This window comes from Winogradskyella sp. (assembly GCF_045105575.1).
Classification (GTDB): Bacteria; Bacteroidota; Bacteroidia; order Flavobacteriales; family Flavobacteriaceae; genus Winogradskyella.
On the sequence record NZ_JBGCDQ010000011.1, the window covers coordinates 1 to 15,001 of the forward strand.

Below are 15,001 nucleotides of genomic sequence, written 5' to 3' on the forward strand. Positions count from 1 at the left end.
ATTGTAAATCATATAGTGCTCTCAATCGCTCTTCAACAGAAACTTCAGCTTTTTTTGCCATAATTATAAATACTTTATCGGATTTGTATTTGTCTTTGATAAAATGATTGCAAAATTAGTAATTTTTTTCGAGAGATAGTCCACTAAAAACGTTTTTGTGAACTGCTCACTTTCATAATGCCCAATATCTGCTAATACAATGTCATTTTCGGCATTAAAAAAGTCATGATATTTTAAGTCTGCTGTAACCAGAATGTCTGCGCCTGCGGCTTTAGCGGCAGAAATCGCGAAGCTTCCTGAACCACCTAAAACTGCAATGCGTTTTACAGGTTTGTTTAAGGGTTTAGAATGCCTTATACATTCGGTACGCATTTTTGTTTTAATATAATTAAGACAATCGTCGGTTTCCATAGCATTTTCAAGCTCGCCAACCATGCCTAAACCAATATGTTGATTGGTGTTTTCTAAGGTTGAAATTTCATAAGCCACCTCTTCATAAGGATGCGCTTCAAACAAGGTTTTAAGTACCTTAGATTCTAGATGTTTTTTGAATGTCACAGAAATAGCCACCTCTTTTTCAGTGTGTAAGCTGCCTTTTTTACCGAGGACAGGATTTGATGCTTCATTTCCTAAATAGGTACCTTCGCCTTCTACATTAAAACTGCACGACTCATAATTACCAAGACGTCCTGCACCAGTTTCGAATAAAGCGGTTCGTAATGCTTCGGCATTTGCTTTTGGCACGTAGGTTTGGAGTTTCTTTATGGTGCCAGATTGCGGAATTAATATCTTTTTATTTTTTAGTTCTAATTGATCACAAATAATAGCGTTGACACCTTGATAGGCATTATCTAAAGCCGTATGAATTGAGAAAATGGCGATGTTATGCTGTATAGCTTTAATCACCACACGTTCCACATAGGTTTTACCTGTTAACTTTTTTAAGCCTGAAAATATAATAGGATGAAAGCTGACGATGAGGTTGCAATTATTTTCAATAGCTTCATCAACCACAGCTTCAAGCGTATCTAAAGTAACGAGTATTCCAGAAACTTCTTTATTTTTATCACCAACTAACAAGCCAACATTATCAAAATCTTCAGCGTAAGCTAAAGGTGCTAAATCGTGTAGGTGATTAATGACGTCTTGTATAATCATAAGTGTATATTTGTTTCAAAAATAATATAAATTCATCTGTAATTCTTTATTTTTTAAATCGGTCAGTTGTAATTCGTCATTCATATATTTGTTTAAAATTTAATATTTAGTTGCTCATTTAATACTCTTGAACGTTATCCGCATCATATTGTTTCCTATTGTTCCCATTTATTATGTGATTACTTTATTGCGTAATTGGTTGTACGATGCTGGTTTTAAATCTTCAAAGTCCTACGATTTTCCTGTAATCTGCGTCGGAAATTTAAGTACTGGTGGTACTGGTAAAACGCCAATGATAGAGTATTTAATTCGACTTTTAAAAGATGAAAGATCTCTGGCTACACTAAGTAGAGGTTATAAAAGAAAAACGGAAGGTTTTATTTTAGCGGATAAAAATGCCAATGCAGATACTATTGGTGACGAACCATTTCAATTTTATAGAAAATTCGACGATGTTAAGGTTGCTGTAGATGCCGATCGGCAAAATGGAATTTCAGAATTAAGAAAGTTAGCGCAAAAACCAGAGGTTATTTTATTAGATGATGCCTATCAGCATAGAAAGGTTAAAGCTGGTTTTAATATTCTATTGACGGCTTATAACAATCTTTATTATAAGGATACGGTCTTGCCAACAGGAAATTTGCGCGAACCAAGGTCTGGTGCCAAACGTGCAGATCTTATCGTTGTTACAAAATGTAAAAAATCCATTTCTGAAGCTGAAAAGCAACAGGTGACTTCAAAATTAAAATTACGAAATAATCAACATGTATTTTTTAGCTATGTGGATTATGCAGATAAGGTGATGTCGGATTCGGATACATTAGAATTGGCAACACTTCCTAAATTTACTTTAGTTACAGGCATTGCCAATGCGAAACCACTGGTAGATTTTTTAGTGGAAAAGGGACTGCATTTTGATCATTTAGAATATGGTGATCATTATAGTTTTAGAGCTTCGGATATAGAAACCTTAGTTTCGAAGTCGTTAATCATTACAACGGAAAAGGATTATGTACGCTTATCTAATCACGATAGGTTAAAACGTAAGTTGTACTATTTGCCAATTCAAATACAGATAGATAGAGCAGCAGAATTTAATACTGCAGTGCAATCATTTGTTAGCTAAAGAAGCTAGACACAATTTTTTCGCCTGAAAGTGCTGCGTGTAATTTATCTTCAAAATCTTCTTGCTTAAATGGCTTGGAAATAATATCATCAAAACCTGCTTCACCAAACTCGTGCATTTTGTCTTCTAAGGTAACAGCGGTGAGTGCAAAAATAGTCAGTTCTTTATCGAACGTTCTAATGATTTTAGTGGCTTCTAATCCACTGATACCTGGCATGTGAATATCCATTAAAACCACATCATAAGTGACTTCTTTTACTTTTTCTACAGCAGCTTCACCATTATCTACCACATCACAATACAGATTCATTTTGTTAAGAATCTTTTTAGTAATCATTTGGTTGATTTTGTTGTCTTCTACAACTAGAATTTTAACATTAGTCAGGTCTAGATTTTCCATTTTACTTACTTTTTTAACTTCTTCTACTTTAGGTTTGTCGGCTTCTTTATCATATTCTAAAGGCAATTCAAAAAAGAAGGTAGAGCCTTTTCCAAGCTCACTCTTTAAGTAAATTTTACCTTTCAGAATTTGAATTAATCCTTTTACAATCGATAAACCAAGACCAGTACCTCCGTACTTTCTGTTGATTTGAACAGAACCTTGTGAGAAACTATCAAACATTTGGTCTTGTTTTTCTTTTGTAATTCCAATGCCATTATCTTTAATTTCAAAGCGAAGTTTGTACATATTGTCTTTTACGTCAATTTTGTACGCTTTCACCCAGATGTCTCCATCTTTTGTGAATTTAATAGCATTGCCAAGTAGGTTAATTAAGATCTGGGAAATCTTTAATTGGTCACCAATAAATGTTTCTGGTAAACCGTCTTCATAGTCAAAATGTAATTTGGTGTCTTGATCATTAGCAGAATTGCTAAGGGCAGACATAACGTTTTCTATTTTGTTTTTTAGGTTGAAATGTTCTGGATCTAATTCAACTTTATTAGCTTCAATTTTATTAATTTGAAGAATATCGTTGATAAAGGTGAGTAGGTAATCACCTGAAAATTTTAGAGATTTTAAATGTGGAATTTGATGGTCTTTCGGATCTTCATCTAACAACATATTTGTAAGTCCTGTTACAGCATATAAAGGAGTGCGTAATTCGTGTGTTACTGTCGATAAGAAATTGGCTTTTGTTTTAGAGGCAAGTTCTGCCTTTTCTTTTGCCACAATAAGTTCATCATTCTTTTTGTGAAGCATTGTATTGGTGTTCAGCCTAATATTGTTGTTTTTATATAACGACAAGGTTAATAAGGACAAAATGGTAATTAATGCAATACTTAAAATAGTTGTAATTCTGGTAAAAGCACTTTCTGCGCTTACTTCATCAATTTGCGCTTTTAATTGCGCATTTTCAGCATCTTTATAATTGCTAATGTATTTTCCTGATAATCCGGCTGGTAAATTTTCGCGTTTGACATTTAATATGGAATCGGATAACTGAATATGTTGTTTAATATAACTGTACGAACTTTGGTAATCCCCTCTCTTTTCATGAATATCACTAATGGTTAAAAATGCTTCATTTACATTTTCTAAAAGATTATGTGATTTGGCTATAGACAGCCCTTCTTCGGTTTGTGATAAGGCTAAATCTAAATTATCTAAGGCACTAAATACTTTTCCACTCTGAATTAAAGCACTACTTAAACGGCGTTTTTGGTCGTATTTTTTTGCTATGAGTATTGTTTTTTCAAGCTTAAGCCTGGCGTCTTCAAATCGATTTTGTGCAATGAGTACTTTGGCTTCATTTAGGGTGACTTCAGAAATGTATTCCTTTAAATCTTCTTGTTCAAACAGGTTTTTTGCTGAATTAAAGTATTCTAAAGCATTTTTGTATTCTTCTTTAGTGCTGTGAATAACACCCTTTATATTGTAGGTAATAGCAAGGTTGGCGTAATCATTGTTTTTACGTTGAATTTGAATAGCCTTACCAAGTGAAATATTGGCTTGGTTCTGTTGACCAACTAAAAACTGTACTTTGGCAATTTTAGTATGAATTTTACCTTGATTGGTTTTGTCTTCAATTTTATTAGCAATAATTAAGGCTTTGTCTAAATTATCTTTGGCATTGTAGTATTTGCCGCGATCATTATCTAATGAGGCTTGCTGCAAATGTTCTTTTAATCGCAATGCTAGCATATCTTTATCTTCAACGCTATTTTGCTGCGCGAAAATAAGACTACAAAAACATGCTAAAAAAACAAATATGTAATATTTGATCTGGGACATTCAGCTCACTTTAATTTGAGCAAATATAATTATTTATTCGACAAAAGTCACTATTTGTCCGATAAATTGCAAATTAAATCTAAAATTCTTGAACTGTAGCCTGTTTCATTATCGTACCATCCTACTATTTTTACCATGTTTCCGATAACGGAAGTCATTTGAGAATCAAAGATGCATGAGTGCGGATTACCAACAATATCGATAGATACAATTGGGTCTTCTGTATATTCGAGAATGCCTTTTAAATGATTTTTGGCTGCATGTTGAAAAATTTCGTTGACTTTTTCTATCGTCGTTGGCTTTTCAACATTAATGGTAATATCTGTTAAAGAACCATTAGCAACGGGAACTCTAATGCCACAGCCTCCAATAACATCAGCTAAGTCTGGGAAAATTTTTGTCAGCGCTTTTGCAGCTCCAGTGGTGGTTGGCACAATAGATTGCCCAGCAGCTCTTGCGCGTCTTAAGTCTCTATGAGGCTGATCGTGTAAACTTTGATCTGTAGTATAAGAATGAATGGTAGTAATATAAGCTTGTTTAATACCTAAGTGCTCTTTTATTAAAGCAATCATTGGTGCCGCATTATTTGTAGTACAAGAGGCATTAGAGATGATGGTTTCTGAACCATTTAAGGTGTTATCATTGACTCCTAAAACAATTGTTTTGATGTCGTCTTCTAATGCAGGCACTGATAAAACGACATGTTTTGCACCATTAGTGATGTGGTGTTGAAGTTGTGATGTGGTTTTGAATTTTCCTGTAGATTCTACAACAAAATCAGGTTGAACCTGCGACCAATCTATACTTTTGGGATGCGATTCTCTATATAAAGGAATCGATTTGTCATTTATAAAAATATGATTTTCATCGAAAGATATAGTTTCATTCAAAACACCATGAATACTATCATATTTAAGCAAATGGCTTAACGTTCTGGCATCTGCCAAATCATTAATGGCAACCACCTTAATTTCAGGATGCGCTAATGCTAATCTAAAAACACGTCGACCAATTCTGCCAAAGCCATTAATGGCCACTTTAATCATTAATTAATATGTTTTTGTGCCTTATATGAAGATCTTACTAAGGCGCTACTTTCTACGTGTCTAAATCCTAAATCTAAACCAATCGCTTTATATTCATCAAATTGATCTGGATTTATAAATTGCTTTACTGGTAAATGTTTTTTACTAGGTTGAAGGTATTGTCCGATCGTAACCACATCCACATCATTTGCTCTAAGATCATGCAACGTTTCAATAACTTCTTCTCGTTTTTCACCTAGACCGAGCATAATGCCAGATTTGGTTCTGCGTTGTCCTTGTGCTTTTAAGTATTTTAAAACACCCATACTTCTGTCGTATTGCGCTTGTATTCTCACTTCGCGAGTAAGTCGTCTGACCGTTTCAATATTATGTGAAACCACTTCTGGTGCCACATCAATAATACGATCGATATGTTTTTCTAAACCTTGAAAATCTGGAATCAATGTTTCTAGTGTGGTTTCAGGATTCATGCGTCGTACTGCTTTTACAGTTTCGGACCACATAATGCTTCCCATATCTTTAAGATCATCACGATCTACACTGGTTAAAACAGCATGTTTAATTTGCATTAATTTTATAGAACGTGCTACTTTTTCTGGCTCGTCCCAATCTACTGTTTCTGGTCGTCCTGTTTTTACACCGCAAAAGCCACAAGAACGCGTGCAGACGTTTCCTAAAATCATAAAAGTTGCTGTGCCTTCTCCCCAACATTCACCCATATTTGGGCAACTACCAGAGGTACAAATGGTATTTAGTTTGTACTTATCTACTAAGGTTCTTAATTCAGTATATTTTTTTCCAGTAGGTAATTTTACGCGTAACCATTTCGGCTTGCGCTCTGGTAATACATTTGAAGCAACAGTTGTTTCCATGCGTTTTTCGTTTTCAGAATACAAAGATACGAAGTAAAAATTTAAAATTACTCAAAGTAAAGCGAGATACCAGATGCTAAACCCGATTAAAAAAACAATGCCACACCATGATAAAACATGAAGTTTTAAACTCGGTCTCCAAGCTTTAGGAGTGTGCTTGCTCGTAATTAATCTGTAATTAATAATAGCATAAAACGGAGCTGTAATAAACGATAGTATTGTAGCGATTTTAATGAGGAAGCCCATTTCTGAAGCAAAAGCGAAAAAAATAATTAAGGTGCCAAAGGTGAGTATGAGAATCCATAGTAAATAGCCCTTGTTATACGTTTTATTTGTAAGTGTGTCTAAACTTTTAGACATGGCTCGTGGAGACGCATCTAACGTGGTTATTGTTGTGCTAAACATGGTTGTTAAGGCTGCAATACCTATGAGAACATAAGCCCAATTGCCAAGACTTTTAGTGTAAAGATCTATTAATTGGTTCGAAAATACAGACGCTTTATTACTAAACGTTTCGCCTGTGTTGTACATTACAAAATAGCCTAAGCACAAAAAAGCAATACCTAGAACTATCGCTCCTGCATAGCCAATATTAAAATCTAGTAAAGCGGCTTTGGGTGTAAATGTGTTTTCGTCTTTCTTTTTTTCTATTGCCCAAATAGAGTGCCAAACCGAAATATCTAATGGTGCAGGCATCCATCCCATAAAGGCAATTAAAAATGTAATTTCAGTAGCATTTTCTGGTAAAATTTGAGTAAAAGAAACAGGTTGGGTATAAGAGTCAAAAGCAAAGCAAACCGCTACAAGTGTGCTTATGGTTAATGTTATAATAATAATTTTAATCAGCTTATCTAAAGTGCTGTATTTCCCTAGAAAGAGAATCAGTAAACAAATACCAAGGATAATAACAGTCCAGATTTCTACGCTTGTAATCGTGTTAAAACCAAAATTTAAAACACTAATATCACCAAAAAGAGAATGTGCTAAGCCTGCTGTTACGATAGTGACGGCAGCTTGAATGGTAAACATAGTTCCTAAACTTAGAACAAAATAGGTCGCCAAAACGCCTTTGCCTAATTTATGGTAGCCTTCTATTAAACTTTCTCCTGTAGCAGAAGCATATCTTGGTCCAAATTGAAAAAAAGGATATTTAAAAAGGTTCACTAATAGTAAAGCCCAAAGTAAACCTAAGCCAAAATCAGCACCAGCTCTTGTAGATTGCACCAAGTGCGAGACACCAATTGCTGCTCCTGCAAATAATAAACCTGGTCCGAGTTTTTTAAAGGATAAAAGCATTATGTTTTAGTAATAATAGCAGCCAATAATTTTTTTGCTCTCAGTAGTTTTACTTTCACATTATTTATAGGCTCTTTTAATTCTAATGAGATTTCTTTATAGCTTAATTCCTGAAAATACCTCAAATTAATCACTTCTTGGTAATGCGGTTTTAACTTTTTAATATCTCTAAGAAGTTTTGCTAAATTTTGCTCGGTAATAATTTTATCTTCAGGTGTAGGCGAATCATCTATAATCTGAAAGTAGTGCTCGTCGTTGTCTTTGGAAGTATTTCGTATTGAATTTTTTTGTTTTCGGATTAAATCAATATGGATATTCTTAGAAATGGTAATCAACCACGTTTTAAATTTATAGTCTTCTTTATAAGTGTTGATCTTATCAAAAGCCTTAGAAAACGTCTGAATGGTAATGTCCTCAGCATCGTTCTCATTTAGAGTGCGTTTTAATTGAAATGCGTAGACATCGTTCCAATACGCATCAAGAAGAAAGTTGAAGGCTATTTGATTATTTTCTTTGGCTTTACTTATCGCGTCTTTTATTTCCAATGTTTTGGTTTAGAGATCAGATTAGCAATAAAGATACTTAATTGTGTAGTAATTAAAAATAATTCTAAAATTGGAGCGAGAATAATAAGATCTGTTTCGTTTAATTTTTTGGCTGTAAATGCCAAACATAACCATTGAATTACAAAACGTAACCCAATTAATGCAGATAGCAATTGCCAATTAAAACTGAATACAAAAAGTAAAATTCCTAAAATCCAGAATAATAGTTGCGAGCTGTAAAATAGACCTAATAATAATTTATGTTTCCATTTGTATAGCGATGCGGTGCTGATATGTCTTCTTTTCTGAAGCATCCAAGCTTTTAATGATGTTTTAGGTTCTGAAATCGTAAAACTATCTGTTGTAAAACTCAATGCCGTATTTGAAGAATTCGCGACTTCATTTATAAATAAATCATCGTCTCCAGATTTAATAGACATGTGGTTGTTAAACCCACGATTATTAAAAAATAAATCTTTTCTGTAAGCCATATTCCGACCAACTCCCATGTAAGGTAATCCCATATTTGCATAAGAAAAATATTGCAATGCAGTCATCACAGTTTCAAAACGAATCAGTTTGTTTAAAAATGAAAATCTCTTTTTAGAATAAGCACCATAACCTAAGACAATTGATTTTTCATTAGAAAAATAACTACTCATTTTTGCCAACCATTGGTTAGAATTTGGCACACAATCAGCATCTGTAAAAACTAAAAAGTTATGTTTAGATGCTTTGATACCTAGAGTTAAGGCATATTTTTTATTGCCCCAAAAAGCTTCACTTTCTTTAACATCGACGATTTTAATGTTTTCGTTCTTTGCTGCAAAAGTTTCCATAACCTCTAATGTAGCATCAAACGAGCTGTCGTTTACTAAAACAATTTCGAAATTTGAATACGCTTGTTCTAAGAATAGCGGAATATTTTTCTTTAGATTTTCGGCTTCATTTTTAGCACAAATAATTAGAGAAATAGGAATGTGTTTTTTAGATTTTGATGCGGCACGCTTTACACCAAAAGCGAATAAAAAACTTAAGTAGTATATAATTTGAATACCAACAACGGCAATAAATGCATAAAATAGTACTAAGAGTGGCGTCATGAAGACTTAAGAATGTTGAGGTTCGCTACAGTCTTTGTATTCTTCAGGTGATTTACCGCAAAAACCACAAGACTCACCTTCTTTATTGAGCATAGGGTTTTGACTTGCACATGTACCTGCAAATTTACCATCTTTTTTAGCCCAAATTTTTATGGTAATGCCTGCTACTGCTAGTGCTAATAATCCTAATGTTAATAATACTAATTTCATCTCTTGAATTTATTATTTTTTAATGTTACAGCACAACACCATTGATAATCAAATTTTTACATATTTTGAATTTCAATCTCTAATATGTCATTTAAAACTGTAACTTTAATGCAAAGATAAGCTTTTACATTTATTTTCTGCCCAATTCTAATGTGACTTAACTCCTTATTGGTGTGTCGTATAACTATTAATTATATTATTAACTAACTATTTTAATTATGAAAAAACTATTAGCAGAATTTATTGGTACTTTTTGGTTAGTACTAGGTGGTTGTGGAAGTGCAGTATTAGCTGCAGGTGTCGCAGATGTTGGGATTGGACTTGTAGGAGTCTCTCTAGCATTTGGTCTTACTGTTTTAACTGGTGCTTATGCCTTGGGCCATATTTCAGGTGGTCATTTTAATCCAGCAGTTTCGATTGGATTGTTTTTTGGAGGCAGATTTGAAGGTAAGGAGTTGTTAGGTTATATTGTTGCCCAAGTATTGGGTGGAGCAGCTGGTGCAGGTATTTTGTATTTAATTGTAAGCAGTTCGGCTGATTTTACTGGCTTTGCTGGTGCAGATGGAACAGTTGGAGCAGGTGCGTTTGCAAGTAATTTTTACGATGCAAATGTTTATGGTGTGAACTTTGGAATGGTAGGTGCACTCGTTACCGAAATTGTAATGACATTTATGTTCTTAATTGTGATTTTGGGTGCAACACATAAGAATGCAGCGCCAGGTTTTGGTGGTATGGCAATTGGTTTGGCTTTAACGCTAATTCACCTTATTAGTATTCCAGTTACAAACACTTCTGTTAATCCTGCTAGAAGTACTGCAACGGCAATATTTGCAGGTGCAGATGCGATGGGTCAATTATGGTTGTTTTGGGTAGCTCCAATAGTTGGTGCTATTTTAGCAGGTATTGTTTATAAATTTATGGCTCCAAATAGAGATTAAATTTTTAAAAATTAAGAATGAAAAAAGCCTGAACAATTATTTATTGTTCAGGCTTTTTATGTTTCTCTTTTGATTTTATTTATCTTTTAAAGAAATTTCAGCAACTTCAGTATCATTTTCGTTGGTCGTATCTCCTTTTGTACCAATCTTAATACTTAGTGCGAGTGCATCTTCCATGTAAGGAATTTGTTTTAGCTTACGATCAGATTCATCTAAAATACCCAAGTTAACCATACGATCTTGCAACTCAGCCCAAATTTGGTATTGTTGCTCTTCTGGCAATTGTGGTAATGTAATCACATCAATCATAGACGTTTTTTCAACAGAGTTAATATAAGCTACTGTTTTTAAATCTTTTGCACGTTCGTTACCATTAATTACATATTTTCTAGAATCAGGATTGTTAAGTTTTAACAATTCTCTAGATAAGGCATCGAGTTTAGCGTTGTTACTTTCAATATCGCTACGGAGATCAAAAATTTCTTCTACAACAACATTATTCTCACTATTTAACTCTAAGTTCTTTTGATAAAGCATAAATGTGGTAGCTGCTAGTAAAACGGCTGCAGCACTTGCAGCAATACTGTACCAAGGAGTCGTTTTTTTATGTTGTACCATCTCAATCACTTTAGCATTAGCATCACTAGGCGTTTTTAGTGATTCTAAAATATCTTCGAGCATATGGTCAGGTGTAGTAACAGCTCCTGCTTTCGCTATAATTTCTAAATTATCTTGAAGTTGATCAAAAGCCTCAGCCGCTTCCGGATAATTTGAAATAAAATGTTCCACTTCATTAGATTCCTCTAAAGAAGTCTCTCCAACCAAATACTTATTCAGTAGGTTAGAGCTTAAAAAGTCTTGTAGTTTTTTTTCCATGATCAAATAATTTATGGATTGTAAACTTTTTTAAGTTCGCGTAATCCTATTTTTAATCTAGATTTAATAGTACCAAGCGGAATTTCTAATTCGTCACTGGCTTCTTGTTGTGTCATGCCCTGAAAAAACAAAGCATCTAACACAATTTGATATTTTTCTTCTAGTCTCCCAACATGTTCTTTAATGTCCATGACATCTTGATTAAAGTTCGTTGTTGGCAGAATATATACGTTAGAAGTTTCAATTTGGACTTCTTTATGAAAACGATTATTAAAACTTCTGAGTTTATCAATGGCTGTATTTCTAGCAATACGAAATAACCAGGTGAAGAGTTTCGCCTTAGAAGCATCGTATTTAGAAGCGTTTTTCCAAACTTTTATAAAGGTTTCTTGTAATGCATCTTGTGCAATTTCTTCGTTAACCGTAATTTTTAAAATGACACCGTAAAGACTGTTTGAGTAGTTTTCGTAAAGTAGATTTAGAGCACGTTTGTCTCCTTTTTTAAGAAACGCAATAATTTTTTGCTCTGTAGGTGTTATACTCAAAATGTTAAAATATTGATTTTAAGGGTTTTAAAACATCCAAAATTCATTTGGAAACGTAAATATAATTAAATACACCTTACAGAGGTGCTCACCATATATTTTTAGAATAATTTTTCCCTCAAGTAATTGATTAATAGCTTTTTCAAACAAAATTATTCTAACAGGCAAAAGTCGCAATTTATATTGTGACTTTTGTTTTATATAATATTGACTTCCGTTTCAATACTTATATTAAAGAGGCGTTTTACTGTGGTTTGAATTAATTGTGCTAGTTCTAAAATTTGTTTGCCAGTAGCATCACCATAATTCACTAAAACCAAAGCTTGTTTATGGTGTACTCCATAATCTTTAAAGCGTTTGCCTTTAAAACCAGCTTTTTCAATAAGCCAACCAGCAGGTACTTTTACCAATGCTTCTGAAATTTTATAAGAAGGTACATCTGGAAAATTTTGTTCTAATTTGTGAAAACCTTCAATAGAAATTACAGGGTTTTTAAAAAAACTACCACTATTACCAATCTCTTTTGGATCTGGTAATTTACTTTGTCTTATGGCTATTACAGCGTTAGAAACATCTTTGATTGTTGGGGTCTCAATACCACGATCTGCCAATTCATTTTTAATAACACCATAGTCGGTGTGTAATGTATGGTTGACTTTCGTTAGCTCTAGATAAACACTAGTAATAATATACTGATCTCTTAAATCTTGCTTAAATACAGATTCTCTATAGCCAAAATTACAATCTGTTTTAGAGAATAGTCTTAAAGATTGGTTTTTAATATGAATCGCCTCACAACGCACAAAGGTATCTTTGAGTTCAACACCATAAGCACCAATATTTTGAATAGGAGCCGTGCCAATATTTCCTGGAATTAGTGATAAATTTTCAATACCACCATAATTGTGTTGTAAGCACCACAGTACAAAATCGTGCCAGTTCTCACCAGCCATGGCTTTTACAATAACAGTGTGTTCTGTTTCACTAACAATATCAATACCTTTTAGATTAATATGAAGTACTAACGCTTCAATATCTTTTGTCAAAAGCATATTACTTCCTCCTCCTAAAATAAATAGAGGACGAGATGGACGTGTTTTTAAAACGTTTTGGAGCGTTTCAACAGACGTGATATTGCAAAACGATGCTGCTTTGGCATCAATTCCAAAAGTATTAAATGATTTTAATGAAACATTAGTCGCTGTGGTCATTAATCTTTATAAACTTTAAGTGCTTCTGCTAAAATTTTGACTGAGGTTTTTAAACTTTCTTCGTTTAATACATATGCAATACGAATTTGATTCAAACCAACACCAGGTGTAGAGTAGAAGCCGGCTGCTGGAGCTACCATAACGGTATTGTTATTGTAATCAAAAGATTCTAAAAGCCATTTTGCAAAATTATCTGTGTTTTTTACAGGTAATTCGGCAATACAATAAAAGGCACCATTCGGTTTTGCAACTTTCACACCCTCAATTTTTTCTAATTCTGTTATGAGTGTGTTTCTGCGTTTTACGTATTCGTCTTTAACATCATCAAAATAACGCTGTGGAGTATCTAAAGCAGCCTCACTCGCAATTTGCGCTAAGGTTGGTGGACTTAATCGCGCTTGTGCAAATTTTAATGCGGTTGTAATAACAGCTTTGTTTTTTGAAACTAAATAGCCGATTCGTGCTCCACACATGCTGTAACGTTTAGAAACTGAATCAATAATAATGGCATGGTCTTCTAATCCAGCTTCCTGTAAAATAGAATAATGCTCAACTCCGTCATACACAAATTCTCTGTAAACTTCGTCGGCAATTAAAAAGAGATCGTGCTTTTTTACAATAGCAGCGAGCTTTTTTATTTCTTCTTTAGAATATAAATAACCTGTAGGATTCCCTGGATTACAAATTAAAATGGCTTTGGTTTTTGGTGTAATAAGTTTTTCAAACGCTTCAATTGGTGGTAGTGCGAAGTTATCTTCAATTTTAGAAATTACAGGAATAACATTCACACCAGAAGCCGTTGAAAATCCATTATAGTTGGCATAAAAAGGTTCTGGAATGATAATCTCATCTCCTTCGTCCATAATACTCCCAAAAGCAAATAAAAGCGCTTCACTTCCTCCTGTAGTTACAATGATATCGTTGTGTGTAACATCAATAGAATGCTTTTTATAGTATCCAGCGATTTTTGTTCTGTAACTTTCAGAGCCTTCAGATCTGCTGTAAGCTAAGGTTTCGAGATTGCTGTTTTTTATCGCATCAAGTGCTACTTGAGGTGTTTTTATATCTGGCTGACCTATGTTAAGGTAGAAAATATGTTTCCCTTGTTTTTGTGCTTCTTCAGCAAAAGGCACCAATTTTCTAATTGGTGATTCTGGCATGTGGATGCCTTTATTTGATATTGTTGGCATTAGATCTGTTTTTAAAGTGCTAAGTTCTGAAATTTCTTAAAGCTAATGTGAAAAAAAAGCATAAAAAAAATGAGCTTTCTGTTAAGAAAACTCATTCATTTTATGAGATGCAAGATTTGTTATTGCTCAATCATGCTTTTTTCTTTCTTTTCTAAAACACTTGTTTTACTAGAATCGACAACTAAACCTTTAATTTTTAAGGCTACTGTTGGTGTGTCAGCATTAGAAAATACAGTAATTGTTTTTCTTATTGGGTTGACGCGTTTTGTATCGTATTTTACTTCAATTTCACCTGTTTCACCTGGCATAATTGGGCCTTTTGGTTTTTTAGGAACTGTACAACCACAAGTTGACTTTACGTTAGAAATTACTAATGGAGCATTTCCTGTGTTGGTAAATTCAAAAACACGCACTCCGTCAGCACCTTTCTCAATAGTACCATAATCGATTACATCCGTTTTAAACTCGATTTTTGCTACTTTTTCCTGAGCAAAAGCACCAAGACTCATTAGTCCTACAAATAAAACTGCTATTAAATTTTTCATCATTTTAATTTTAAAATTGATTATTCAAACTTAGTTACTTTTTCCTTTCAAACAAAATTTATTAGATGTAATACACTCCATTTAACAGAATTTATGGCTTTTCAACC

The 15,001-nt window shown here is 33.6% G+C and carries 15 protein-coding genes; 2 read left to right on the top strand and 13 right to left on the bottom strand.

What is annotated here, in order from left to right; all coding sequences use genetic code 11:
* Nucleotides 1–63 precede the first annotated feature (63 nt).
* Entirely contained in the window at nt 64–1,158 is a 1,095-nt protein-coding gene (locus AB8B52_RS03265) for a Nif3-like dinuclear metal center hexameric protein (protein WP_406025206.1), read from the bottom strand.
* A 127-nt stretch (nt 1,159–1,285) separates the two neighbouring features.
* On the opposite strand from AB8B52_RS03265, the gene lpxK reads away from it, so the two are divergent.
* The gene (gene lpxK, locus AB8B52_RS03270; protein WP_406025208.1) at nt 1,286–2,284 is read left to right on the top strand and encodes a tetraacyldisaccharide 4'-kinase; all 999 of its coding nucleotides are present in this window, start codon (nt 1,286–1,288) and stop codon (nt 2,282–2,284) included.
* Here the strand turns inward: lpxK and AB8B52_RS03275 are convergent.
* From AB8B52_RS03275 to AB8B52_RS03305, 7 genes are all read right to left on the bottom strand, one after another.
* Nucleotides 2,277–4,427, bottom strand: coding sequence for an ATP-binding protein (locus tag AB8B52_RS03275; RefSeq protein ID WP_406025210.1), 2,151 nt, complete (start codon nt 4,425–4,427; stop codon nt 2,277–2,279). The genes lpxK and AB8B52_RS03275 overlap by 8 nt on opposite strands.
* A gap of 140 nt (nt 4,428–4,567) precedes the next feature.
* Complete coding sequence (gene gap / locus AB8B52_RS03280) at nt 4,568–5,563, bottom strand: type I glyceraldehyde-3-phosphate dehydrogenase (RefSeq protein WP_406025212.1); 996 nt, start codon at nt 5,561–5,563, stop codon at nt 4,568–4,570.
* Nucleotides 5,563–6,435, bottom strand: a complete 873-nt coding sequence (gene lipA / locus AB8B52_RS03285; protein ID WP_406025214.1) for a lipoyl synthase — start codon at nt 6,433–6,435, stop codon at nt 5,563–5,565. Before lipA ends, gap begins: the two co-directional genes overlap by 1 nt.
* 51 nt (nt 6,436–6,486) lie before the next feature.
* Nucleotides 6,487–7,731, bottom strand: coding sequence for an NRAMP family divalent metal transporter (locus AB8B52_RS03290; RefSeq protein ID WP_406025215.1), 1,245 nt, complete (start codon nt 7,729–7,731; stop codon nt 6,487–6,489).
* Nucleotides 7,731–8,276, bottom strand: coding sequence for an RNA polymerase sigma factor (locus AB8B52_RS03295; RefSeq protein WP_406025217.1), 546 nt, complete (start codon nt 8,274–8,276; stop codon nt 7,731–7,733). Before AB8B52_RS03295 ends, AB8B52_RS03290 begins: the two co-directional genes overlap by 1 nt.
* Nucleotides 8,267–9,379 carry a glycosyltransferase gene (locus AB8B52_RS03300; RefSeq protein WP_406025219.1) on the bottom strand — a complete coding sequence of 371 codons (1,113 nt, stop codon included), beginning with the start codon at nt 9,377–9,379 and terminating at the stop codon, nt 8,267–8,269. The genes AB8B52_RS03295 and AB8B52_RS03300 overlap by 10 nt, the downstream gene beginning before the upstream one ends.
* Nucleotides 9,380–9,385: 6 nt before the next feature.
* Nucleotides 9,386–9,589, bottom strand: coding sequence for a membrane or secreted protein (locus AB8B52_RS03305; protein WP_406025221.1), 204 nt, complete (start codon nt 9,587–9,589; stop codon nt 9,386–9,388).
* A 218-nt stretch (nt 9,590–9,807) separates the two neighbouring features.
* Between AB8B52_RS03305 and aqpZ the strand changes: the two genes are divergently transcribed.
* The gene (aqpZ, locus tag AB8B52_RS03310; RefSeq protein WP_406025223.1) at nt 9,808–10,527 is read left to right on the top strand and encodes an aquaporin Z; all 720 of its coding nucleotides are present in this window, start codon (nt 9,808–9,810) and stop codon (nt 10,525–10,527) included.
* Between the two features lie 75 nt (nt 10,528–10,602).
* Here aqpZ and AB8B52_RS03315 read toward each other — a convergent pair whose 3' ends face one another.
* The 5 genes from AB8B52_RS03315 to AB8B52_RS03335 all read right to left on the bottom strand — a co-directional run bounded on the left by AB8B52_RS03315 (nt 10,603) and on the right by AB8B52_RS03335 (nt 14,894).
* Entirely contained in the window at nt 10,603–11,403 is an 801-nt protein-coding gene (locus AB8B52_RS03315) for an RNA polymerase subunit sigma-70 (protein WP_406025225.1), read from the bottom strand.
* An 11-nt stretch (nt 11,404–11,414) separates the two neighbouring features.
* Nucleotides 11,415–11,948, bottom strand: coding sequence for an RNA polymerase sigma factor (locus tag AB8B52_RS03320; RefSeq protein WP_406025227.1), 534 nt, complete (start codon nt 11,946–11,948; stop codon nt 11,415–11,417).
* Nucleotides 11,949–12,145: 197 nt separating this feature from the next.
* Nucleotides 12,146–13,159 (bottom strand): UDP-N-acetylmuramate dehydrogenase, encoded by a 1,014-nt coding sequence (murB, locus tag AB8B52_RS03325; protein WP_406025229.1) that lies wholly within the window; start codon nt 13,157–13,159, stop codon nt 12,146–12,148.
* Nucleotides 13,159–14,349, bottom strand: a complete 1,191-nt coding sequence (locus AB8B52_RS03330; protein WP_406025231.1) for a pyridoxal phosphate-dependent aminotransferase — start codon at nt 14,347–14,349, stop codon at nt 13,159–13,161. The genes murB and AB8B52_RS03330 overlap by 1 nt, the downstream gene beginning before the upstream one ends.
* A gap of 119 nt (nt 14,350–14,468) precedes the next feature.
* A complete protein-coding gene (locus tag AB8B52_RS03335; protein WP_406025233.1) occupies nt 14,469–14,894 on the bottom strand; it encodes a DUF1573 domain-containing protein in 426 nt (141 codons plus the stop codon).
* Between the last annotated feature and the right edge of the window lie 107 nt (nt 14,895–15,001).

Coding starts and splice junctions, on each gene's coding strand:
- AB8B52_RS03265 (WP_406025206.1), bottom strand. CDS start 1,158: ATGATTATACAAGACGTCATTAATCACCTACACGATTTAGCACCTTTA.
- AB8B52_RS03275 (WP_406025210.1), bottom strand. CDS start 4,427: ATGCTAGCATTGCGATTAAAAGAACATTTGCAGCAAGCCTCATTAGAT.
- gap (WP_406025212.1), bottom strand. CDS start 5,563: ATGATTAAAGTGGCCATTAATGGCTTTGGCAGAATTGGTCGACGTGTT.
- lipA (WP_406025214.1), bottom strand. CDS start 6,435: ATGGAAACAACTGTTGCTTCAAATGTATTACCAGAGCGCAAGCCGAAA.
- AB8B52_RS03290 (WP_406025215.1), bottom strand. CDS start 7,731: ATGCTTTTATCCTTTAAAAAACTCGGACCAGGTTTATTATTTGCAGGA.
- AB8B52_RS03300 (WP_406025219.1), bottom strand. CDS start 9,379: ATGACGCCACTCTTAGTACTATTTTATGCATTTATTGCCGTTGTTGGT.
- AB8B52_RS03305 (WP_406025221.1), bottom strand. CDS start 9,589: ATGAAATTAGTATTATTAACATTAGGATTATTAGCACTAGCAGTAGCA.
- aqpZ (WP_406025223.1), top strand. CDS start 9,808: ATGAAAAAACTATTAGCAGAATTTATTGGTACTTTTTGGTTAGTACTA.
- AB8B52_RS03315 (WP_406025225.1), bottom strand. CDS start 11,403: ATGGAAAAAAAACTACAAGACTTTTTAAGCTCTAACCTACTGAATAAG.
- murB (WP_406025229.1), bottom strand. CDS start 13,159: ATGACCACAGCGACTAATGTTTCATTAAAATCATTTAATACTTTTGGA.
- AB8B52_RS03330 (WP_406025231.1), bottom strand. CDS start 14,349: ATGCCAACAATATCAAATAAAGGCATCCACATGCCAGAATCACCAATT.
- AB8B52_RS03335 (WP_406025233.1), bottom strand. CDS start 14,894: ATGAAAAATTTAATAGCAGTTTTATTTGTAGGACTAATGAGTCTTGGT.